Raw genomic sequence first — 22,113 nt, 5'->3', positions numbered from 1 at the left:
GCTTCCTTTCTAACGTGAAGTTGGAAGCGGGACCTCAAATTTGGGTTCAACATCGCTCGCACGGTCGCGCAAATTAAGGCTGTAATTGCCATAGCCCAACCGCACTATTTCAAGAGGTGGCACTCCGGCACCCCGATAAGCAACTACTTTCGCGCCATCTGCACCGGAGCCAACATACTTGGTAACCAAAAACTCGCCGCTGAAGAGTTTGAGAGTCTGTTCTTCGCCGGCCCGCGGATGATCTTCCCGGTCATAGTCAAGCTGCCCGGTAGGCGGACCAAAATAGCAGTTGGCAAGTTCTTCCTTGTTCAGTCGCCAAAGAGAGCGATAGGCTTCGCCCAGGCCGCCATTAGCCGAGAGAACGAGATCAAAGTCCACAGAAGGTCGGTCATCCTCAAAACTCTTAAATGTGGCCTGAAACCAAGCGGATGGCTTGCCAAGCCAGGTTACAGACCCAAGATAAATCACGGTCACATGTGCAAGCACAGGACCAAAGGGTCCGGAAGTCTCAGACCATTCTGTCAGCGCGTACGTCGCGCTTGTACCGGTAGTCTCGTCGTCAAGAAATCCACGATAAATCAACCTGCGAACCCAAGTGAGTGCCTGAGCCTTGAGTTCCGAAGTTTTGTCACCTTCGCTTAATTGTAAATCCTTAAGTTCACCCGACGAAGATGTATCAGCTTCAAGCGAGTCGGTTTGCAGTGAGTCTTCATTGACTTTCGGCTTGTTCGGGTCATAAGAATATTGCGCCTGCGCAGGCAGCAGAATGAGTAAAAGCAGTGCAAGTGCTGCGTGGCGAGCAATGAGCATCAGAATGTGGCTTTGCGAGTGTTCTTAACAAGGACTTCTGTCAACTTCATGGGTTCAACAATCACAGCACCCTGGACCCCATCACCATCCCAGCCATTCGCATACCAACCTGCGCCATCTTCCACAAACAGGCTGTATTTGCCCTCCTTGCAAGCGATAGTGAACTTGCCGGATTCGTCGCAGACAGTTTCGGCCACCAGCTTTGCTGACACAGAATCCACACTCGCCCCGGGAAGTCCCTTAACCGGTTCATAGAGCCGCACCCGAAGACCTGAACCCGGTTTAATCTGTTTGTCGCGGGTCTCTTTGTCAAGCATCGGCATGAAGTTGCCTTCCCAGATTTCGACTACACCTGTTACACCGCTCGCCGGAGCCGCCGGGGGGTCTTGGTTCTTAGCTTCCTTGCGACCCATACCAAACGCGCTAACCGCCATAAGGAGAATCGCAACCAGTCTTATTCTGCGAAAGTTCATCGAATGTCCTTTATGCGAAGTTGTGTCGTCTTACGATTCTGATACTCGTTCTCCTCAATCACATACACCATTTCATAGGTACGCCGACCATTCATGAATTTGTCAATGTGATCGCCGAGATTAAAGCCGATTGCCTCAAACTGCGCGCCATGCTGAGACGCCATCAGTTTCAGGTGATTCTGACCGACTATTCGCGGAGGGTATGACGTGGAGAGGTCTCGAGTGACAAATGTCGGCCGCATATTCTGCGGGCCAAAGGGCTCGAACTTCTTCAAAGTGTCAACAACTTCAGGCGTTATCTGATCAAGTCCGATCTCGCTTTCGATACGCACTTTGCGGACCAAATCGTCACTTGTCATCAATTCCTTGCAAGCCTCCTCAAACCTTACCTTGAAGGCTGCAATGTTTTCGGCCGGTATCGTAAGTCCCGCGGCATACTTGTGGCCGCCAAACTGCTCCAGCAAATCGGAACAGGCCTTTAGTGCATTAAAGATATCGAAATTTGAAACGGACCTTGCCGAACCTTTTCCCATTCCATTTTCTACCGATATCATGACTGTTGGACGGTAGAATTTCTCAATCAAACGAGAAGCGACTATCCCGATGACTCCAGAGTGCCATCCTTCGCGCGCCAGCACGATGGAATGGCGTTCAAGCGGATTCATGGTGTAGCGAATCTCTTCGAGTGCCTGTGCAAGGGTGTCGTTGTCAATTTCCTTGCGCCGACGGTTCTCCTGCTCCAATACTTGTGCGACTTCCCGAGCCTGTGCCTGATCCCGCGTTGTCAGAAGCTGCACAGCACGCATCGCGCTGCCCATGCGTCCAACAGCGTTGATACGAGGCGCGATGTTGAAGACAATTTGTCCAACATCAATTTTGCCGCCTCGAACGCCGGCCGATTCAATTAGGCTGGCAAGTCCAACCTCGGGAGCATCGTTCAGCTTCTCGAGCCCCTCTTTCACTAACACCCTGTTCTCATCCACCAAAGGAACGATATCCGCCGATGTTCCGAGTGCCACAAGGTCTATATACTTGAAGGCGTAGTCGCTGGCAAGCCCAAGTGTTTTTGTAATGCCTTGGGCTAGCTTGAAAGTAACCCCTACTCCAGCAAGCTCTGTAAACGGATAGCCGGAATTGGCACATTTCGGATCAAGTACGGCAAGTGCATCCGGCAACTCGTCCGCCGGCTCGTGGTGGTCACTGATGATCAGCTCGAGTCCAAGGGACTTTGCATATCTGGCCTCTGCTACGGATGTGATACCGCAGTCAACTGATATGACAAGCTGCGCACCCTGTTTCTTAACTTCATCGAGGCCGGCCTGTGATATTCCGTAACCCTCGTTCTGGCGGTCGGGAATGTAGGCCAGAACATCGCCACCGAGATCCCGCAGGAACAAATAGAGCATCGAGACAGACGTGATTCCGTCAACATCGTAATCGCCGTAAATCGCAATGCGGTCGCGGTTCTGAAGCGCTTCAACGATACGATCAACGGCCTTATCCATTCCTGCCATCAGGAACGGGTCATATAGCTGAGATGGCGAAGGATTAAAGAATCTCTCCACCAGCTCAGGGGTGTCCATCCCGCGGTTCAATAGAATCCGCGCGACGGTATAGGGGACTTGGGCTTGTCGGCTTAGGCGCTCAATCTCCTCATGTGGCCGACTCTCCACCATTTCCCATTTGGGTTGCATGGCTCTTCCTGTATGTCATATAAACAAAAAACTTAGGGGGTAGGGAAAAAATTCGAAATTTGAAATGAGAAATTAGAAAGAAGGCAAAGATATTCTGCTTTTCGAATTTCTAATTTCCTATTTCCTATTTTGGTTTGCTGGGTTCGCCTATAAGCCGAATTCTGTACCCTTGCGGGCAGTGATCATCTATCTGGGATACTGATTACTCAGCACCTCGGGCGGCCTACCCGCCGGAACTTGTGCCCCGCGAGCAACGGAGACTTCCGGCATACTTGGCCTTGCTTCAAGCGGGGTTTTCCCTGCCACATCCATTACTGAATGCGCGGTGCGCTCTTACCGCACCTTTTCACCCTTACCCTTGCGGGCGGTATATTTTCTGTGGCACTTTCCGTTGCGTTGCCGCACCCGGCCGTTAGCCGGCGCTCTGCTCTATGAAGTTCGGACTTTCCTCACCTGAAATCAGGCGCGATCACCCGGCGAACCGTTAATTGTGCGTATTACTCTTCTCTATGTTCTATACTTTTGAGCCAGTCCTTATCGAGTGAAAGCTCAATTGTTCGCAAAGAGTTTGAATCTTGATCAACGTAGAAGATAGAAATTCTATGAAGTCTCTCTTTTTTGGTTTGCGGAGCGTCACCGCCCGTGTCGGTCGACTCAGCAAGTAACATTTTAACAATTTCGGTGGGCAGATCAAATGTGAAGAGCTCTTCATCCCTCGCATTCAGAATTTTCCCACCCAGATCGTCGTCAAGATTATAATAGATCCTAACTTCTTGGCTCTGAAGCGCCATTTCACGAATTCTCGGATTGCTATTTGGCACCAAGAAGATCGGAACGTTTCCTGGAAGCATAGCCAAAAGGCCTGTATCGAGTCGTTTAGTCTCAGTTAGAAATTTGTCAAGTGCAGTTTTATAAGCTCGAGTACGTGATTCGACAAGCCCGCCATTAAAAGCTGTTTCCCCGGGATACAATTCACTTCGCACAAATTTACGCGCATTTTGGATTCTCCCTGGCTCGCGAATATTGGGGTCCATTCCCATGGCTTCATGTGTCACGGCAAACATTTCATTAACAAGGTCGCGAAGAAAACCAGAGTTTCCAACTGGAATCATGTATATATCGTGTGCAAACCCGAAGCGTTCAGCTTCAGGAGAAAAACCTGATGTGGAAACGATCGCATGCTGATAATGGTATCGAGAACTCGGAGTATGTGGTAATCCACACGTTTTCCAGAATTGTTGAACATCGACGGCAACGCCAAGGGTGCTCCGGAGAATCGGGAGGCCAACTGAATTGGGAGGCGTATAAGCTTTCGCTTCAAGAAGAAGTCTCTGAGGATGCGTGAACGGTGCTTGATACTTATAGTCTGCGATGGCGTCAATCTGATGCTCCGCGCCACGTCCAACAACCGCAATTCCTGCGGAATGAGGTGTCAAAGTTTCGTCTTTTGGATCAATAGAGAATAACACACTGTAGCCAGACTTACGAAGCAAATACAGAATTGCCTCTTCTAGGAGCATACCTCGAATCAAGTCAGTAAGATTTGCCACAATTGCCCCTATTTAACCAAATAATCCTATAACTTCTGGATGTCAATTGTGAAACCATTCTTCTGAAGATGCTTTGCCAAATCTACCTTAATTTCTTCGACAGTATGTTTGTATTGATAGTGCACAAGCCCCCTTAGGTCAGTTGGATCTTCAAATGGCATATCGACGTCGCTCTTGTGGATTATTGCCACTTTGTCTCGGCCTAGGCGGCCAAGTGCCCACCCAAGCTCCAGAACTACATTTTGTCTCGCTCTAAGCGCCAAAGGTGAACCGTGACTATCTCGTAGACGTCCTTCGTCATCTGGAGTAAGCAGCACACACACAAATGTACAAGCATTAAGATGCTGTTCAAGTCTGTCAATGATCGTCGAACCATCAGGATGTATACGACCAATGATTATCGGGTTTATGTCAATCCGCCTAAGAATCAACTCAAGTTGATCCCTTGCAGTTGAATCTCTTCCATACACTACGAAGACAGTATCTATTGTAGCTCTTGCTGATTCCTTTGTCAAAATCCGCTCCGTGGATTCTCCATCGAGCGCCTTGTTAACTAACCTATCCGCGTCTTTGTTTTCTTCCCGCGGTATATACCGAATTCTAAGCTGAAAACCAACTTTCTTCTTTGCTTCTCGTACTTCGGAATGAAGCGTGGCCAAGCGCGGCTCTTTGATTTTCCACTCGCCCAGAACTTGATTGACAATCAACAAACTGTCGCAGGCTACGCGCAAAACGCTTGCTCCGCTGGACGTGATGACCGGGTCCGTCGCGCAGACTTCCAATAAGCGAATCAGCGCGCGATACTCGGCTTCGTTGTTCGTGCCGTGTCCGATGTAGGTCCCCTCTTCATAAAGCAGGTTCCCCTTGTCATCGTGTATCACAATTCCAATCGCCGCCGGGCCGGGATTGCCGCGCGCGCCGCCGTCAATATGTGCGTGAAGTTCCAACTACAGGCTGTCGAGATCCGGTGCGATAAAGCGACCGCATGCCTCACAGGCATAAATGTCCCGTGATTGCTTGATTATCACTTGAGTTTGCGGAGGAATCAACGCGAAACAGCCGCCGCACGCTTCGCCAACCAAAGTAGCAATTCCGCGGCCATCCTTGGCATCCCGGATTCGCTCATAATGCGCGAGCAATCGCACATTCAGGTTCGCCGCGGCTTTACTGCGGCGTGCAAGCAACTCGGTTTCAAGGCCTGCCGTTTCTTTCAACTTGCGCTCAAGTTCTTCTTCCCGGGCAATCTTATCCAAACGAAGTTGCTCGAGTTCGGTCTGCCGTTCTTCGACCAATTGAGCCAGCTCAACTGCCTTTGTTGTGTTGGCTGAAATCAGTGCCTCAAACTCGCCTATCTCGCGCTTAGCGGTTTCCTGCTCAGTCGTGATTGCGTCATATTCGCGGGTCGTCGTAACCGAGTATAGCTGCTCCTGATACTTCGTCAGCTTCTCACGGGCCACTGCAAGTTTGTGACCCGACTCGCCCGCGACCTTTTCCGACTGTTCCCGTTCTTTATCCTTTGAAGAAATAAAGGATTCATACTCCCTTATTCGTTCAGCAAGATCATGAACCTGCTCAGGGAGGCCTCCACGTTCTTCTGCAATTTCCGCCAATTCTAAATCAATTTCTTGAATTTCTGACAGTGCGCGCAAGGCACTTCGAACCTGTTCCGGAGTGGCGTCCTGGATGATCACTTCTACTTTGCCTACCTATACTGAAATGGTGTAAACTAAAACGAAAAAAGGTGCGCGAAGATTTGTCCGCACACCTCAATCGAACTGCATTTCCCTGCCCACACTGCACGGGGAGTCAAATGTGATATCACAATACAGCGTGGTGCGCAAGACAAGGAACTCCGTTTTCATCGCTGGTACCGGTGGTCGCCGCGCGGTGGGCCCACCAGGATTCGAACCTGGAACCGACGGATTATGAGTCCGCTGCTCTAACCGTTGAGCTATGAGCCCATGCTCCGCCAGTTGCCTCTTCATCAGAGGAGGAGGCGACTCCACACGGTCACCGCAACACCCGCGCGTCCTCCGAAGCTCCATCACCAGCGTAGACTCTTAATATACAAACCTACCGTGACTTGTCAAGCCACCCGATTTGCCTAGTCAGATAATCAACTTTTTGTTTTTCTTGACTTTATTTCTGACAACGCCTCCTGCTTGAGAGGGCAGTTCGCCGTGTTGCGTTGAGCTACAGGTCGTACCGAAGGTAAAGCGTGGGGTGGACATACCACTTGCCGGTCTCATATCCTCCGTCATCAGTATAAGCTCCGGCGAAATTGCGCGAAATCTCGATTTCCGACCCGAAAACAACATGTCCTCTTCGGACCTGAAATTGGGGCTCGGCTTGAATGGAAACAGGTTGTTCCCCATATTCGTTAGTATTCCAGTCAACGTAGCCCAGGATCTCAAAGGGGGAATTCGCAACCGGCACGAACCATACCCCGGTTAACTGCCAACCCAGTTTCGCTCCAAATTCTTGTCTTGCAAGAATTTGGAGTTCAAATACTGCATTCCCCGACTTCAGTTCCGTCAAGGCCAGACCAGCGAGAAGCGTACGAGGAATCAGCTTGCCCGAATAACCGTCTGACGGCGTTACGCCATCGTTGAACTGCACTGATGCGTTCAAATGTCCGAGTTTCTGTGGCCTCATTAACTCAAAATGCCTTGAAACCTCAAAATACGACTGCTCCTGTCCGCTCGAACCAAAATCAAAGTCGGCAAAGAAGAATGTTGAACCGATTCTGTCACCACTCCAAACTTCCACGGTGGAGGTGAACACCTCTCGGTTAAAATCCCGATGCAGTTGGCCATTTACGTAAGTGTCGGCGGCATGGACAGAAACAGCTATCAGCAACAAACTGAGTATTAGAGGCATGTCCGGTTTTCCTTTCCTTTGTGAAGCCTGCTTGAGGTTTTCCGGTACTCAAGCAGACCAGTCCATTCGGTTACTATCAGTATTTTTGTCGAAGTTTAAGGGCATTTTCCTGCATTGCAGATGGAAACTGCCGGTATGGAGGTTTGATAGACAGCAAGTCTGCATATACAGTTTCATCAATTTCCAGAGATTCTCCCGCCAAGTTTGCACTTAACTGATCAACTGTACGAACTCCAATTATTGTCGATGTCATCCACTCCGGCTTCAAGGTGAATGCAATTGCCAAACTAACCGGAGAAACGCCAATGCTCGATGCAATGCGATTATGCTCGGCGACTGCTCGGTAGTTTGCCTCATTCCCGAACCGATCACCCCACCACCTGCCGGCATCACCGCTGCTGAACCGTCCGAGAGGACTTGTGAAATACTTGCCCGTCAACAGGCCGCCTGCCAAAGGTGACCAGCCAATTATGCCGGCACCATTGTGGGAAGCTGAAGGGACAATCTCAATTTCAATATCCCGTGCCAGCACTGAGTATTCAGCCTGATGTACAACAAAAGAATGCCAATTACGCAGCCGTGAGAGGCCAATTGCTTCACTGAATTGCCAGCCGAAATAGTCGCTTGCCCCAATATATCTGACCTTACCGTGCTCTACCAGTGAATTGAGAGCGCTTAAGGTCTCGTCAAGTGGTGTAATCGGGTCCCAAATGTGGACGTAATAGAGATCCAAAAAATCTGTCTTGAGCCGACGCAGTGAGGCTTCGCATGCATCTACCAGATGCTTTCTCGTTGCGCCACAGTTGTTTGGTCCGGGTTCTACCGCCCAGAAGCCTTTGGAAGCCAGAATCACGTCCTTCCGGCGGGCCCCCAGAATGCGTCCAAGGTATTCTTCAGATTGCCCCTTTGCGTACACATCGGCTGTGTCGATGAAATTCCCGCCCGCATCAATGTAGGCATCGACGATGCTCCGCGCCTCATCAAACTCGCATCCGTATTCCGGATGCCCAAAGGTCATGGTACCTAGACAAACACGGCTTATTCTGACGCCCGTCTTGCCCAGATTTGCAAGCTTCAAGATGACTCCTTCATGATTTTGTGCAAGATAACCGTGAATTACATGATAAGCAAGCGCCAGGAGTTTTCTCCTTGATTATCCCGTTGGCTTAGCTTAAATTAACAGCAATGCATATGAAACTGCTAATTTTCGACATAGACGGCACCCTGACTAGTTTGGACGGCGCAACGTATCGAGCATACTCCAAAGCATTCCTTGAGGTTTTCGGCCGCGAACCGGTTACCGAAGGACTCTCCATGCATGGCCGGACTGACCCACTGATTTTCAGGGAATGCTTTGAACGCACGGGACTGAGAGGTGACTGGCGACAAGGTTACGATGAGTTCAAACCTAGGTATCTGGCGCACCTGCCCGAGGCAATTTCGTCAAGCCCGCGGGCAAAAGTGCATGCAGGGGTACGAGAACTGCTTGACTCTTTGCGGTCCAAGCCAACTGAATTCGCCTTGGCGCTTGGGACTGGAAATATGGAGCCAGGGGCGCGTGCCAAAATCGGACACTTTGGGTTGAACAAGTACTTTCCAGTCGGAGGTTTCGGGGACATCCACGAAGAACGGTATCTGATCATGAGGGACGCCGTAGCCGAAGCCGCGCAGCATTACAAATATAATTTTGAACCTGAAATGACTTGGGTAATTGGGGACACCGCGTTTGACGTTGAGGGCGCGCGCCTGGCCGGTCTGAGAAGCCTCGCGGTGGCAACAGGCGGGAAGTACTCTATTGAAATGTTGCGGCAGACAGGTGCCGACGCCGTCGTTGAAAATCTGAGCGATACGCAGGAGATTCTTGGACTCTTCGTCTAGCAAACCGGTACACGCCAATGGCCGGTTGTCATTGCTCGGCTTAATGGGAGTCCACATTACCTTGACAGGTGGTGGGTACGTTGTGAATAAGCTGGCTCTCCGAGAATTCCATCCATTGGCCTTCGGATTCTGGAGATTGATAATCGGATTGATTGGTCTTTTACTCCTGACAAAGTGGGCAAGTGCATGGCCCAAAATAGAGAAACGCGATTGGACTCGCGTCATCTTGCTTGCAGCCGTCGCCGTCCCGGTCAATCAACTAATCTACCTCTACGGAATGAGCATGACCGTTCCTTCCCATGCGTCGCTGCTTTACGGTACAACTGCGGTGTTTGCTTTGTTTCTTTCAGCCGCGCTAGGTTATGAACGGATTATGCGGCACAAGGTTCTGGCCATTGCTGTCTCATTATCGGGACTGGCACTGGTTGTTACACGCGGAGGTCAGTTTGATGTCAACTCATCCGTGTTCACCGGTGACGTCCTGATTTTTGCCGCCGTGCTCGCATGGGCAACTTACACTGTTCTGGGCAAGCCGCTCGTCATTAAGTATGGCGCTGTTCCGGCAACATGTGTACTGCTTATTGTCGGAACAGTCATCAGTCTTCCCTTTTTGATTACCTCTGCCGTTCATCAGGATTACTCTGGAATCACATGGATCGGATGGGGCGGGGCGTTGTACTCCGGTCTCCTTCTCACCGTCGTTGCCTATATTGTCTGGTATCGGATTCTGTCAAAGATTGACCCGTCGCAAGTTGCCATATTGACTACACCGCAGCCGGTTGTCGCAACGTTTCTGTCGTCTTTTTTCGTTGGGGAGGTCATAGGGTGGCCGCTAGTCATAGGAGGACTGCTTGTGATTATCGGTGTGATATTGATGGATGCACCGGCGTTTGTTCGCCGTGCAGGTGAGTTTCGCAGAAAAGTAGTGGGATAATATGATGTCCATCGCAGGCAAGAAAGTCGGTATCTTCGTAGAACACCATTATCAGGACCTCGAAGTCTGGTACCCAGTCTTAAGACTGCGGGAAGCCGGCGCACGAGTATATCTCATCGGAACGGGTTCATCACCGGAGTATGTCGGTAAATATGGATACCCGGCCAAAGTTGACAAAACGGCGGATAAGGTTAAGGCGGCTGGTCTGGACGGTCTTGTCATTCCCGGCGGTTGGGCGCCGGACAAACTTCGTACCCATGACTCAGTGCTTGAGTTGGTGCGCGAGGTGAACCGTGCCAAGAAACCAATTGCATGCATTTGCCACGGTGGGTGGGTTCTCGTTTCAGCAAATGTCTTGCGAGGTCGCAAGGTGACAAGCTATGTCGCCATTCGCGATGACATGGTGAACGCAGGAGCAAAATGGGTCGACGAGGAGGTTGTTGTTGACAAGAATCTGGTCACTTCTCGAAAACCTGAGGATTTGCCTGTTTTCATGCGAAACTTCATCGAATTGCTGGCCGTATAAAGATGACACGCGGCGACGTCGTTGATTTGCTCGAAGAATACGCATTGCTGCTCGATCTCTTGAATGAAGAGGGAATCCGCAGCAAGGCTTTCGCTAATGCCGCCCGGCAACTCTCCACTGTTGGAGCTTCGCTTGAAGAACTTCTTGTCGGCAATCGGCTCTCCATGGTCAAAGGCATCGGACCGTCATTGGTTCAAGTCATCAGGGAATCCGCTGAAACGGGAACATTTGCTGAACTCGAAGCTACTCGACTACGTGTGCCTCGCGGTGTTCTTGATTTGCTGAAGGTGGAGGGCCTGGGACCGAAGAAAGCCCAAACTCTTTGGCTGCAGGGGAAGATTACTTCTCTTGAAGACCTCGATGCGGCAATAGATTCTGGAAGATTGGCGACACTGTCCGGGTTCGGTGGAAAGACACTTGAGCGGTTCAGAGCCAGCATCGCTTTTATCAGACGGTGCGGAGCCCGGAAACTGCGTCACCATGCGCGTGCCGTGGTGGAAAAACTCACGCATGACTTGCAAGGGATCCCGGGGATAGTTTCTGTTCACTTTTGTGGAAGCTACAGACGTCATGGTGAGACTGTAGGAGACCTGGATTGCGTCGTGTGTGCGGATATACCAAGACACTCAAGTATCCGCGAATGTATACTTGGACATCAGGACATCACATGGAGCTCCACTGAAAGCGACATTTGGACAGGACGGCACTCGTCCGAGATTGATATTGAATTGTCCATCTGTGCTCCCTCCGAATTAGGTACCAAACTGGTGCAGGCAACGGGTTCCAAGGCTCATTTGGCGGAACTCAGGAAACATGGCGAATTGCCATTGTCGTCAACGGAGGAGGAGGTCTACGGCATGTTAGGGCTGGAAAGTGTGCCGCCGCCATTGCGCGAGGAAGGACTTGCGCTGCGAAAAAAAGGACAAGGTCCGTATTCTGAGCAATTGAAGCGACAGGACGTGAGGGGAATCTTGCATGTGCATACGACATACTCAGATGGTCAGCATTCATTAAGGCAAATGGCGGAAGCCATGATCGCTCGAGGCTACGAATTCTTGGGAATAGCAGATCACTCGAAAGTCGCCGCATACGCACGCGGGCTTGACCGGGATCGTGTCTATCAGCAATGGGAAGAAATCGACGATCTGAACAGCGAACTTGCACCGTTCAGGATTCTTAGGGGAACGGAATGTGACATCCTTCCGGACGGCACTCTTGATTTTGACGACAGCCTGCTTTCTCAATTCGATTTCGTTGTTGCATCCATTCACTCAGGGTTCGGCATGAGCGTTGATCAGGCAACAGACCGCATATGCAGAGCTCTTGAGAATCCTCATGTCGACATACTTGGACATCCAACCGGACGGTTGCTGCTGAAGCGAGAGGGGTATCCAATTGACCATGACAGAGTCATTGAATGTGCGTCCCGAAACGGCAAGGCTATTGAGCTAAACTGCAGCCCGCACCGCTTGGATCTCGATTGGAGATGGTATCAGACGGCACTTGAACTTGGTGTTCCAATTCCTTTGAATCCGGACGCTCACCAGGCTTCCGGCCTCGATGAAATTGACTTTGGACTTGAATTAGCCGCAAAAGGCCCAATTCCTGCCAGCCTGTGCCCTTCCACGTGGACAGCAAGCGAATTTATTTCGTGGTGTAATTCTCATAACTAGGCAATGATTAAGTCTTCCCTATCCGCAATAATCAAACAGTTACCTGAGTCTGACTTCAGGTCCCGTTGCCAGGCGCTGTGTGACCTGCTCCGATCAATCAATCCTAAGTACGATTGGATAGGAATTTACTGGGTCGATGGCGATCAGCTCACTCTGGGGCCTTGGACAGGCGATCAGCCGACGGAGCACGTTCGCATTCCGATTGACAAGGGTATCTGCGGAGCTGCGGTCAGGGAGCAGCAGACGATTATCGTGGACGACGTGAATGCTGATCCTCGTTATCTGTCTTGCTTTACCCATACTAAGTCGGAAATTGTTGTCCCGATTTACGCGGACGGACTCATCATCGGCGAGATTGACATTGACGGTAAAGGTATTGGTGACTTTGATGCTTCAGATAAGAATTTTCTGGAAGAAGTTGCCGTTTTAATCGGGAGAGAGTGGCCGGGAAGATGGTAAACAAGCCGCCACTGATGATATCGGTGTCCGGAGTTCGCGGAATTGTCGGAGAGAGTATGACCGCTTCGGTGTGTCTGCGCTGGGCACAGGCCTTCGGACATTTGTGCTCCAAAGGTACTGTTGTCGTCGGCGGCGACAGCCGTGTGAGCAAAACAATGATGCGGGCAGCGACCATCTCCGGACTTGCGTCGGCTGGCGCGAGTATTATAGATGTCGGCGTTGTGCCAACACCGACTGTATCGCTCGCGGTCGAGCGGCATTCTGCATCCGGCGGAATCGCGATTACTGCAAGCCACAATCCTGCCGAGTGGAATGCTTTGAAGTTCTACGGAAGCGACGGACTGTTTATTGACTCAGGCCAAGGTCAACTGCTGCGTTCCCTCGTGGAAGGGGACCGCTCTTTTGATGTCCCTGCATTTGAAGTTGGTACGTACGCAAGGGATGAACATGCAATTGAAAGCCACTTAAACGCAGTTCTCGGCTTGCCATTTCTCGACGCCGATGCAATTCGAAAACGAAAGTTCAGAGTCGGTCTGGATGCTGTTCACGGCGCAGGCGGGGAGCTACTGACCAGAATGCTTGATATGCTGGGCTGCGAGGTCGTGAGCTATCATGTTGAACCAACAGGCAGATTTCCTCGCAATCCGGAACCAACGAACGAAAATCTGCGAAAAATCTCCTCTGCAATGAGAGAGGATCGTGTTGACATCGGATTCGTCCTTGACCCCGATGCAGACAGACTCGCTCTGGTAAGATCGGACGGGTTGCCTGCAGGAGAAGAATTGACACTTTGCGTAGCAGCGCTTGCTGCGTTGCCGCACATACCGGGTCCGGTGGTCGCAAACTGCTCAACTTCGCTTGCGTTACGAGAAATCGCGAAGGACTTTAACCGCGAGTACTTTGAAACAAAAGTTGGCGAGGCCCATGTGGCTCGGAAGATGATAGAGGTCAATGCTGCAATTGGAGGCGAAGGCAACGGTGGAGTGATGCTCCCCATGATTCACGCAGCGCGTGATTCAGCTGTCGGAGCAGCACTTGTCCTGAAGGCGTTACTTGAATTTGGCGGTACTTCAGCGGACTTGTTTGACAGTTTGCCGCGGTTTTCTCTCGTTAAGAAGAAGCGGGAATTTAATTCGCTTGAGGAGCAAAGAGAAGCGATGGAGCGCTTGAATTCGGTAGATTCGCTTGGAACGCCCGATTGCCTAGACGGACTGAAGTGGCGAACCTCTGATGCGTGGGTGCAGGCTCGTCAGTCCAATACAGAACCGATCGTGCGCGTGTTTGCCGAAGCTTCGTCAAGTGAGCGGGCGGAAGAACTAGCTGATTTGATTCTAAAAAAACTAAGCTGAAATTGATTATAACCCTATTTAACTACTAATGGATCATGTCGCATCTGTAATTCTAGGCGGCGGACGAGGCACAAGGCTCCATCCGCTTACGAAACCAAGGTCGAAGCCGGCAGTGCCTTTCGGCGGAATGTATCGGCTGATAGATATTCCCGTTTCAAATTGCCTGCACTCTGACCTCAGTAAAATCTTTGTTGTAACGCAATTCAATTCAGCCTCGCTGAACCGCCATGTGTCGATGACTTATACATTTGATGCCTTTCGTGACGGTTTCGTGACGGTGCTTGCAGCGGAACAGACCATTGATACAAGCGATTGGTTGCAGGGTACCGCCGACGCCGTGCGAAAAAACCTTCGCCACATAAAGCCGTCCAATCCAACCGATGTATTAATCCTGTCAGGCGACCATATATATTGGATGGACTATCGAGGCATGCTTGCTCTACACCGCCGTTCCCGGGCCGATATCACGATCGCCACGTATCCCGTGACAATTGAAGATGCCAAGAGGTTCGGGATTATGCAGGTGAGTGATGAAGGCCGTATCACAGCTTTCAAAGAGAAACCAGAGAACCCCTCCGAAATCAAGGGTTGGGAACTTTCAGGTGAAATGTTTCGTTCCGACGACTTTGACACGGATGAACAGGTTGTCATGGCATCCATGGGTGTCTACATAATAAAGTGGGAGGCTATCGAACAGTTGCTTGCTCCGGACACGGGATCGGATTTCGGAAAACATGTGATACCTGCTGCAATACATTCGCACCGTGTCTATGCCTATCCTTTCAGCGGCTACTGGGAGGACATCGGAACCATTAAGAGCTATTATGATGCCAATTTGGCTTTGACAGACCCTCAACCGCAATTCGCACTTTACGACCCTTCCCTCCGCTTGTTCACAAGACCGAGATTTCTTCCAGGCGCGAGTATGCGAGAAGTCTACTTGAAGAGGGCGATGGTATGTGCCGGTTCGAAGATTGAACATGGTGCAGTTGAACATTCGATACTCGGCACACGGACGATTTGCAAGTCCGGTGTCAAGATTATTGACAGCGTTGTCTGCGGCGCCGACTATTTTGAGACGGCTGAGTCACTCAAGTTAAACAGGGAAATCGGACGTCCTGATGTGGGTATCGGCGGTGACACCGTCATTCGTCGCGCAATCATTGACAAGAATGCACGAATCGGCTACGGTGTTCGCATTGACCCGGGCGACAACATGGCCGATCACGACGGCGATGGATATGCCGTTCGCGATGGAATAGTTATTGTCGAGAAGGATGCGGTTATTCCGGACGGCGCGGTCATCCCCGCTCGTTAGCAGTCGTGCAGCTTACTGATTTAATAGCGCGAAAGCAGCGCGGCTTGCAGTTAAGCGATGCCGAAATAGATGACTTGGTGGGGGACTTCACGAGTGGGTTGATTCCCGACTACCAAATGTCGGCTCTGTTAATGGCGATTTTCTTCCGCGGTTTGAATGACAGGGAAGGATTGAGGTTTCTTGATGCGATGATCCAATCCGGAAAACGGCTGGACTTTAAGCATATTCCCTGCGTCAAGGTGGACAAGCATTCAACCGGCGGAGTGGGTGACAAGACCTCTTTGATTGTTGCTCCAGTCGTCGCAGCTGCTGGTCTCGCCGTTCCGATGATTTCGGGTCGTGCTCTTGGTCACACCGGAGGAACTTTGGACAAGCTCGAAAGCATTCAAGGCATGAAAGTCAACCTTGACGTTGAAGAGTTCGACCGTGTCCTGCGGACACATGGCTGTGCGTTTGGAGCACAAACGGACGAAATTGTGCCTGCCGACCGGAAACTATATGCGTTACGGGATGTCACGTCTACAGTTGCAATTCCGCCGTTGATTGCGGCGAGCATCCTTTCGAAGAAAATCGCCGAAGGGACTGATGCGCTTGTAATGGACGTGAAGATCGGTCCGGGAGGATTCCTTGAAAGTGAACAGGAAGCACGGGATCTTGCGCAGAAACTCGTGACATGGTCGAAGCATTACAGAGTCAGGACCATCGCCTATGGGACGGACATGCACGAACCTCTGGGCAGAACCGCGGGAAACGGCATCGAGGTCGCCGAATGCTTGAAAGTTCTGTCAACCGGTGCCGGAGATGAAAGACTCCTGGAATTATGTGAACTCCTTGGCGGGACGATGCTATGGCTCGGCGGAGTTAGCGAATCTGTGGAAAGCGGTCGTCGCAAATTCACTGATATTCTTTTGTCGGGCAAAGGATACTCACGATTCTGTGAAATTGCAGAAGCTCAAGGTGCAAGCACCAGGGCATGGAGTCAGTTCGCATCGGGTTATCCCGCGCTCTTCAAACGGGAAATCAGGGCTGAAACAGACGGTATAGTTCGTGAGATTAATCCGCGAGACATCGGTTTGGCCCTCGTGGAGATCGGCGCAGGAAGAAGAATTGCCAACGCGGCCATTGATCACACTGCAGGCATTGAGTTTTGCGTGAAGCGGGGCGATAAAGTGCACGCGGGAGACTTACTTGCTGTGATGCAATGGAGCAATCCAGATGTTAATGTGTCGGCATGCCTGTTACAAATCCAGAAGGCGTTCGAAATCGGGGCAGTAAGCTCCCCTCCTCGTCCGCTGAAGTATTTTGAAATTAACTGATTCTTTTAAGCCATGCCTAAATCAAGGAAAGTGCAGTGGTCAAATGGATGAATTGCTTGAAAAGAAACTACGGTCGTTGAAGTTGAAGCTCGCGATTGCTGAGAAAGAACTTCAGGCGTCCTCCGGAAAGTGGAAACTGGGTGCGCTCTTGGGAGCTGGCCATGCAAGCGCAATGAACCGCGAAGTCGTTAAGCTGAAGGATCGCCTTGAAGGCAAAATTGAGAAGTTAAAGTCGGAGATTGACGCTATCGTCGGCGTGGTTCCCGAATCGAAAAAGGCGATAAGCCCCGCAAAGGAATCGTCGGCTCGGGTAAAGGAGCCTGATAAGCCGGTCAAGAAGGCTTCTGCCAGCAAGTCCACTCAAAAGGAGCCCGCGAAGAAGTCCGCCGCACCTTCGAAAAAGACTGCAAAGAGTGCCGCCAAGAAATCCTTGAAGAAGTAAACCGGTAAGAAATGACAAAGGGCCGCTATTCGAAGCGGCCCTTTTGCAATGACGTCATCTCAGATATTACTGCGCGTGATTGCGAAACTTCTCTTCAAGTTTTGCCTTGGGTAAGACCCCTGTCACGGTTTCTACCAGTTGGCCGTTCTTGAAGAAAAGAACTTGAGGGATATTCAGCACTCCGTATTTCCGAGGAACTTCAGGATTATTCGCTATATCAATTTCGCCGATTACGGCCTTGTCTGTCCAGTCAGGTGCAAGTTCCTTCAGCATGGCGTGGACTTTCTTGCACGGGGCGCACCATTCAGCGCCGAAGTCAAGAACGGCAAGGCGGTCTGCCCGCAGAATTGTCTCTTCAAAATTAGCATCTGTCACGTTGACCAGGTCAGCCACGTTGTCTCCTCAAATGATGTTGCTTCGTTCTACAAATTGTGTTGGTCAAGAAGAGCTATGAATTCTTCGGCAGGCTTGAATCCAGTGAATCGAGCTATTTCACGATCACCCTTCTGAAGGATAACCGTTGGCATTCCGGTTATCTTGTATTTCTTCTTCATTTCGGAGACCCAGGGAGTTTCCTTTGTGAAGTCAAGTTTTAGCCGGACAAAGTCTTCAACCCGCTTCTGTACGGCCGGAACGACCCAAGTCTTCTCATCCAGCTCCACGCAGGCGACGCACCAATCCGCGTATACATCGATCAGCACAGGCATATCGTTTGTCGTTGCCAAATCTATCGCCTGTTCTTCCTTGTTCACCATCCATTCGAGTTCCTGATGAGTTCCGGTTGTTGCTGTGCCGGCAATCGCGTTAGGATAGAAGGACTTAAACAAGAATATGCCGCCAAGAAGAAAAATCACCAGTGTAAAGGCCTTGCCAATTTTTTGTCTCGCTGTCGCCTCGTCAGAAAGCATGTCAAATGCACCTGAGAAGACCGAGAAAGTAATCAGCAGGATGGACCAGCAGGCATAATAGATGGACTCGGGAAGCGTAAGTCTGAGCATGTACAATGCTCCAGCGAGCAGAACCCATCCAAAACCCTTCTTAACAGACTCCATCCACGAACCCGCGCGCGGCAGCGCTTGGATAGCTCCCGCAAATGTCCCTATGACGAGAAACAGCAGTCCAAGACCAAGCGAAAAAGTGAATAGTAGCGCCCAGCCGTAAAACAAGTCACCTGTCTGGGCTACCCAGGCCAGCAGCGCAACAATGACAGGGCCAACGCACGGCGCCATGACTAGACCGGAAGCCATTCCCAAGAGAAGCGGCCCGAAGAATCCCTTTTTGGTTGACCCGCCAACAAGACTTGTTTGCAATGCCGATGGCAGCGCAATATCGAAGGCACCAAGCATGCTAATGCCCATCACGGCAAAAACAAGTGCGATGACGATATTCACGACCGGCGAACCTGAGATGGAACCAAACAATGTCCCGGTCGCTGCCGCGAACAGCCCAAGTGAACTGTAAACAATTGCTATTCCAAGAGCAAAAATAAACGAAAGAGCCAGTCCGCGGAGTGGTTTTCCTGCACTCGCCCCGCCAATATACCCAATTGTAATTGGAATGACGGGATAGACACAGGGTGTGAAACTGGCAAGAATTCCCCCTAGGAATGCAACAAAAAACGCCGTCCACGAACCTCTGGCGAGCGCAGCCATCAGCCGTGCCTCAAGACCCTGAGGCTCTTCAGGCTTTATACCTGCACTGCCGGCAAAAATCCGCTCATTGGCTGCAACAACTTCTGTCCCGGCGCCAACTATTTCTGTCGCGGCCGATACGACTTTGTCCTCTGGCAGAAAGCAAACTTCCTGGCCAAATTCTTGACAAATCTGGTAGCCAACACTTACCGGAATTACATGACTACCAACGACGGCGTCACCTGAGGCCGTCACAGGGACTCGAACCAAAACCTCCCCGCGATAACAGACTTCGTCGTGAAAGGGCTCACCTTTGGGAAAAACTGGCGCGCCGAAATCGAGCCCCAGGGTATCGGAAAGTTCAACAAAGAAGAGTCCAAATTCAACATCCGTTATGTGGTGTCTGTCCGGAACTTTGAACAACAGTCCAAGTTCTGATGACCCATTTGCCGGTATTGCCGTGGTACTCCAATGTGCTGTGACGGATACACCCGGCGAGGTTGGTCCGCCGGCTTCATCGTCAATTGCAACGGCCACTTGACCCGGGAGAATCAATGCTAAGACTATAATAAACGGTGCAAACAGACCCATGAAATTGCGTTTCCGGTTGATTTTCGACATCTTATATAATACAACTCTTACTACTTGGAGGTTCCCTTGAAAGTGCTGCTTCGCCACTCCGGCCAAATGGCTTTTTTGGCCAAGGCGGACTCTAATCACTGGCTGCCATTGGACACCGGTCCCGTATCCGGAGGGTCTAACGGAGCCACCTCGCCAATCGAACTGCTGGTCATTGCTGCCGCTGGCTGCGTAAGCATGGACGTCATCTTCATACTCGGAAAGGGCCGTCACGAATTCTCGAAATTCGATCTTGAAGTAGAGGCCGCCCGCGCCGAGAACCATCCCCGCCGCCTTATATCACTCCATTTCCATGCTCAAGTTGAAGGACCTGCGCTGTCTTCCGACGCTGTTTCGAAAGCCCTGACACTCTCCCTGACAAAATATTGTTCGGTGTCCTTGTCACTCGACCGTTCAATCACATTCAAGGCCTCATGCACGGTCAACGGCGTACCAAGTGAAGCATGGAATATCGAGCGGAATCCTGATATCTATGCGCAATCAGGTTTGCAACGGTAAACCGTGCATCATCGCCAAATACGCGAGAAAGCTGCCTGACATAGGTCTTGGTTTGCGGGCTGGCCTGCCGCGCAGCGGCCAATTATCTCGCAGCCATTCCTCTACTGCGATGTAAGCGGGAAACAGCCGTTCCGCTGTTCTGAACTCCGGTGTGTGAAATCTTCTCCCCCCGTTTGGGCCTTCAGTGATTCCAAAGTACAAATGAAGCATCTCATGATGCATCACACCGGCTGTAACCATTTCCGGAATTCGCGCATCATCGAGTGCTGTATTGATTGTAATTATTCGTTTTTCGACATCGCACAGCCCAAGCGTGTAGCGCCAGCGATTCCGGCTCCAGCGCAGGACAGGCTGCTTCAACTCTCCCTTGAACATTACGTCATTAATAATTTCAAAGCACATCTGCAAATCATAAACAAATCCACGCGGCTGATGCCTCGGACCTCGTCGCGTGCGACGTGTATCTGACTCGCTCGAGAGATCGACAGGAGCCGCGACACTGAATAGCTCGAACTGATCAGGATTCGGTATCGGACGCGTTTGGCCTACTGTTGCCACAAGGAACCGTCCGTATTCGTGGGCAATCCCGGGACCTCGCCTGCAGTCAGGCCGCCAACATCACCAGCTTGCTGTATTCCGAAGATCTTTCGATCAAGTTGATCAAGGTCTCCTGAAGCTTCGCTCATATTGTTATTGGCCAATCGTACTTGATTGGCGGCCTTCGCGAAGCTCGTCTTCACTTTCTCCAAATCCCCGGTCAGACCCCGCAGCAGTGCAGAGATTCGCTGTGCGTTTTCGGAAATCTTCATTCCCTTGAACCCGATTACGGTTACCTGCAGCAACGCCCAGAATGACGTTGGGGAAGTCGGAAAAACTCCTTTTATCCGGGCGTACTCCATGAGTTCCGGTATTGAAAGCAACTCATAGTAAACGCCTTCCGCCGGAACATACATGACCGCGAACAGCAGTGTTTCAGGGGGTTGTATGTACTTGTTGGCAATGTCGTCGACGTGCTTTTTTACTGAACGGACGAACTCTTTGCGCGCAACTTCAGCTTCATTGTCACTGCTTGCGGCACGAAGCCTGTTATAGGCCTCAAGCGGAAACTTGCTGTCAACCGGCAGTTTTCCCTGCGGGTTTATGATAACGGCATCAACCCGGCCACCACCAAGTTGATGCTGTATATCATACTGCTCGGGATGCAGGCAATCTCGCAGCATCCTCTCCATCTCAACCTCACCAAGCTCGCCCCGCAGCTTAGGAGCTTTCAAGATACTTTGAAGCTCTTCAAGCTCCTGCGAAAATCTCTGAATCTTTTCGTTTGTGACATGCAATTCAGTGAGCCGATCGGATACTCCTTTGAAAAGCGTGTCATTTCGAGTAATAGTCTCAGAGAGCTTTTCATCCACCCGACGCTGGATTTCAATCAGCCTCTGCTCATTCGATTGCTGTAGCTTCGCAAACTGCTCGGAAAGAGCTGCAACGGTTTGAGTCAGTGTGTCCCGTGACTCAGTTCGAGCCTGGGTCTGGTCCTGTGAAAGCGTAACTCTAAGCTGCTCCAAGCTCCCACGGAAGACTTCAAGGGTCTCACGTGCCTCTTTTCGTCCCGTCTCCTGTTCGGCCGCAAGTTCACGTCTGGATTGCCTCAACTCCTCGGCTATTAAAATCTGGCTATCCTGCCGGGCTCGCTCTACGCTGTCCTGCAACATACTCAGTCGGTTTTCCAGCGCGCCTGACCGGTTGCGTTCATCATCAAACTTCCGGTTAATCCGGTTTATCTGGATACCGAGGAGGATTGCCAGGCCGGCGACAGCCGCCAAAATGAATATGACATCTGAACTAAACATAACAATCGTCTAAATTACGCATATACTGGCAATTCTGCAATCAACTTGAAAAAGCTTACTAAACCATTCATATTTTATCATCATAACATAATGTTTATTAAGTGCTTGAAATAAAATATCTTCTGCTATTCCTTTTTCAAGTGTGCACCAAAAAAAGGTTATTACGCCTCAAGAGGCATGACCGCGCTAATGTCCG

22 protein-coding genes, 1 tRNA gene and 1 other RNA gene are annotated in these 22,113 nt (G+C 50.8%); 10 read left to right on the top strand and 14 right to left on the bottom strand.

What is annotated here, in order from left to right; genetic code table 11:
- Positions 1-9: 9 nt before the first annotated feature.
- From HUU59_03895 to HUU59_03850, 10 genes are all read right to left on the bottom strand, one after another.
- Positions 10-810 carry a hypothetical protein gene (locus HUU59_03895; protein ID NUO18568.1) on the bottom strand — a complete coding sequence of 267 codons (801 nt, stop codon included), beginning with the start codon at positions 808-810 and terminating at the stop codon, positions 10-12.
- A complete protein-coding gene (locus tag HUU59_03890; GenBank protein ID NUO18567.1) occupies positions 810-1,283 on the bottom strand; it encodes a hypothetical protein in 474 nt (157 codons plus the stop codon). The genes HUU59_03895 and HUU59_03890 overlap by 1 nt, the downstream gene beginning before the upstream one ends.
- Positions 1,280-2,977, bottom strand: coding sequence for a single-stranded-DNA-specific exonuclease RecJ (recJ, locus tag HUU59_03885; protein NUO18566.1), 1,698 nt, complete (start codon positions 2,975-2,977; stop codon positions 1,280-1,282). The genes HUU59_03890 and recJ overlap by 4 nt, the downstream gene beginning before the upstream one ends.
- Before the next feature lie 134 nt (positions 2,978-3,111).
- An RNA gene (gene rnpB, locus HUU59_03880) (RNase P RNA component class A) lies at positions 3,112-3,462 on the bottom strand.
- Between the two features lie 12 nt (positions 3,463-3,474).
- Positions 3,475-4,527 carry a hypothetical protein gene (locus HUU59_03875; protein ID NUO18565.1) on the bottom strand — a complete coding sequence of 351 codons (1,053 nt, stop codon included), beginning with the start codon at positions 4,525-4,527 and terminating at the stop codon, positions 3,475-3,477.
- A 26-nt stretch (positions 4,528-4,553) separates the two neighbouring features.
- Positions 4,554-5,474, bottom strand: a complete 921-nt coding sequence (locus tag HUU59_03870; GenBank protein ID NUO18564.1) for a nucleotide-binding protein — start codon at positions 5,472-5,474, stop codon at positions 4,554-4,556.
- Positions 5,475-6,218, bottom strand: a complete 744-nt coding sequence (locus HUU59_03865; GenBank protein NUO18563.1) for a hypothetical protein — start codon at positions 6,216-6,218, stop codon at positions 5,475-5,477.
- A 197-nt stretch (positions 6,219-6,415) separates the two neighbouring features.
- A tRNA-Ile gene (locus HUU59_03860) sits at positions 6,416-6,488 on the bottom strand.
- 232 nt (positions 6,489-6,720) lie between these two features.
- Positions 6,721-7,407 (bottom strand): DUF5020 family protein, encoded by a 687-nt coding sequence (locus HUU59_03855; GenBank protein NUO18562.1) that lies wholly within the window; start codon positions 7,405-7,407, stop codon positions 6,721-6,723.
- Positions 7,408-7,483: 76 nt separating this feature from the next.
- Entirely contained in the window at positions 7,484-8,485 is a 1,002-nt protein-coding gene (locus tag HUU59_03850; protein ID NUO18561.1) for an aldo/keto reductase, read from the bottom strand.
- Positions 8,486-8,598: 113 nt separating this feature from the next.
- Between HUU59_03850 and HUU59_03845 the strand changes: the two genes are divergently transcribed.
- Genes HUU59_03845 through HUU59_03805 form a run of 9 tightly spaced genes read left to right on the top strand, consistent with a single transcriptional unit; the run spans position 8,599 to position 17,302 of the window.
- A complete protein-coding gene (locus HUU59_03845; GenBank protein NUO18560.1) occupies positions 8,599-9,285 on the top strand; it encodes an HAD family hydrolase in 687 nt (228 codons plus the stop codon).
- On the top strand, positions 9,269-10,219 hold the full coding sequence (locus HUU59_03840) for a DMT family transporter (protein NUO18559.1): 951 nt from the start codon (positions 9,269-9,271) through the stop codon (positions 10,217-10,219). Before HUU59_03845 ends, HUU59_03840 begins: the two co-directional genes overlap by 17 nt.
- Before the next feature lie 4 nt (positions 10,220-10,223).
- On the top strand, positions 10,224-10,745 hold the full coding sequence (locus tag HUU59_03835) for a type 1 glutamine amidotransferase (protein ID NUO18558.1): 522 nt from the start codon (positions 10,224-10,226) through the stop codon (positions 10,743-10,745).
- Positions 10,746-10,747: 2 nt separating this feature from the next.
- A complete protein-coding gene (locus tag HUU59_03830; GenBank protein NUO18557.1) occupies positions 10,748-12,418 on the top strand; it encodes a hypothetical protein in 1,671 nt (556 codons plus the stop codon).
- A 3-nt stretch (positions 12,419-12,421) separates the two neighbouring features.
- Positions 12,422-12,877: a GAF domain-containing protein gene (locus HUU59_03825; GenBank protein NUO18556.1), complete on the top strand. Its 456-nt coding sequence runs from the start codon at positions 12,422-12,424 to the stop codon at positions 12,875-12,877.
- On the top strand, positions 12,871-14,226 hold the full coding sequence (gene glmM, locus HUU59_03820; protein ID NUO18555.1) for a phosphoglucosamine mutase: 1,356 nt from the start codon (positions 12,871-12,873) through the stop codon (positions 14,224-14,226). Before HUU59_03825 ends, glmM begins: the two co-directional genes overlap by 7 nt.
- A 28-nt stretch (positions 14,227-14,254) precedes the next feature.
- On the top strand, positions 14,255-15,544 hold the full coding sequence (locus HUU59_03815; GenBank protein NUO18554.1) for a glucose-1-phosphate adenylyltransferase: 1,290 nt from the start codon (positions 14,255-14,257) through the stop codon (positions 15,542-15,544).
- Between the two features lie 5 nt (positions 15,545-15,549).
- On the top strand, positions 15,550-16,860 hold the full coding sequence (locus HUU59_03810; GenBank protein NUO18553.1) for a thymidine phosphorylase: 1,311 nt from the start codon (positions 15,550-15,552) through the stop codon (positions 16,858-16,860).
- Between the two features lie 43 nt (positions 16,861-16,903).
- Positions 16,904-17,302 carry a hypothetical protein gene (locus tag HUU59_03805; GenBank protein NUO18552.1) on the top strand — a complete coding sequence of 133 codons (399 nt, stop codon included), beginning with the start codon at positions 16,904-16,906 and terminating at the stop codon, positions 17,300-17,302.
- Between the two features lie 66 nt (positions 17,303-17,368).
- Here HUU59_03805 and HUU59_03800 read toward each other — a convergent pair whose 3' ends face one another.
- Together HUU59_03800 and HUU59_03795 are read right to left on the bottom strand one after the other, a co-directional pair.
- Positions 17,369-17,686 carry a thioredoxin fold domain-containing protein gene (locus HUU59_03800; GenBank protein ID NUO18551.1) on the bottom strand — a complete coding sequence of 106 codons (318 nt, stop codon included), beginning with the start codon at positions 17,684-17,686 and terminating at the stop codon, positions 17,369-17,371.
- 38 nt (positions 17,687-17,724) lie between these two features.
- Positions 17,725-19,554 (bottom strand): thioredoxin family protein, encoded by a 1,830-nt coding sequence (locus HUU59_03795; GenBank protein ID NUO18550.1) that lies wholly within the window; start codon positions 19,552-19,554, stop codon positions 17,725-17,727.
- A 36-nt stretch (positions 19,555-19,590) separates the two neighbouring features.
- Here HUU59_03795 and HUU59_03790 point away from each other — a divergent pair, with 36 nt between their 5' ends.
- Positions 19,591-20,070: an OsmC family protein gene (locus tag HUU59_03790; GenBank protein NUO18549.1), complete on the top strand. Its 480-nt coding sequence runs from the start codon at positions 19,591-19,593 to the stop codon at positions 20,068-20,070.
- On the opposite strand, the gene HUU59_03785 is transcribed toward HUU59_03790, so the two are convergent.
- On the bottom strand, positions 20,053-20,628 hold the full coding sequence (locus HUU59_03785; protein ID NUO18548.1) for a SprT-like domain-containing protein: 576 nt from the start codon (positions 20,626-20,628) through the stop codon (positions 20,053-20,055). The two genes, HUU59_03790 and HUU59_03785, sit on opposite strands and share 18 nt — an antisense overlap.
- Positions 20,616-21,917: a DNA recombination protein RmuC gene (gene rmuC / locus HUU59_03780; GenBank protein NUO18547.1), complete on the bottom strand. Its 1,302-nt coding sequence runs from the start codon at positions 21,915-21,917 to the stop codon at positions 20,616-20,618. The genes HUU59_03785 and rmuC overlap by 13 nt, the downstream gene beginning before the upstream one ends.
- Positions 21,918-22,113: the final 196 nt, after the last annotated feature.

Source organism: bacterium (genome assembly GCA_013360195.1).
Taxonomy (GTDB): domain Bacteria; phylum Electryoneota; class RPQS01; order RPQS01; family RPQS01; genus JABWCQ01.
Note: the sequence above shows the minus strand (reverse complement) of the source record. Positions and strands in the feature narration are given on the sequence as shown.

Bases quoted from the DNA above. Each gene is read 5' to 3' on its own strand.
- HUU59_03895 (NUO18568.1), bottom strand. From the start codon at position 810: ATGCTCATTGCTCGCCACGCAGCACTTGCACTGCTTTTACTCATTCTG.
- HUU59_03890 (NUO18567.1), bottom strand. From the start codon at position 1,283: ATGAACTTTCGCAGAATAAGACTGGTTGCGATTCTCCTTATGGCGGTT.
- recJ (NUO18566.1), bottom strand. From the start codon at position 2,977: ATGCAACCCAAATGGGAAATGGTGGAGAGTCGGCCACATGAGGAGATT.
- HUU59_03855 (NUO18562.1), bottom strand. From the start codon at position 7,407: ATGCCTCTAATACTCAGTTTGTTGCTGATAGCTGTTTCTGTCCATGCC.
- HUU59_03845 (NUO18560.1), top strand. From the start codon at position 8,599: ATGAAACTGCTAATTTTCGACATAGACGGCACCCTGACTAGTTTGGAC.
- HUU59_03835 (NUO18558.1), top strand. From the start codon at position 10,224: ATGTCCATCGCAGGCAAGAAAGTCGGTATCTTCGTAGAACACCATTAT.
- HUU59_03830 (NUO18557.1), top strand. From the start codon at position 10,748: ATGACACGCGGCGACGTCGTTGATTTGCTCGAAGAATACGCATTGCTG.
- HUU59_03825 (NUO18556.1), top strand. From the start codon at position 12,422: ATGATTAAGTCTTCCCTATCCGCAATAATCAAACAGTTACCTGAGTCT.
- glmM (NUO18555.1), top strand. From the start codon at position 12,871: ATGGTAAACAAGCCGCCACTGATGATATCGGTGTCCGGAGTTCGCGGA.
- HUU59_03815 (NUO18554.1), top strand. From the start codon at position 14,255: ATGGATCATGTCGCATCTGTAATTCTAGGCGGCGGACGAGGCACAAGG.
- HUU59_03805 (NUO18552.1), top strand. From the start codon at position 16,904: ATGGATGAATTGCTTGAAAAGAAACTACGGTCGTTGAAGTTGAAGCTC.
- HUU59_03795 (NUO18550.1), bottom strand. From the start codon at position 19,554: ATGTCGAAAATCAACCGGAAACGCAATTTCATGGGTCTGTTTGCACCG.
- rmuC (NUO18547.1), bottom strand. From the start codon at position 21,917: ATGTTTAGTTCAGATGTCATATTCATTTTGGCGGCTGTCGCCGGCCTG.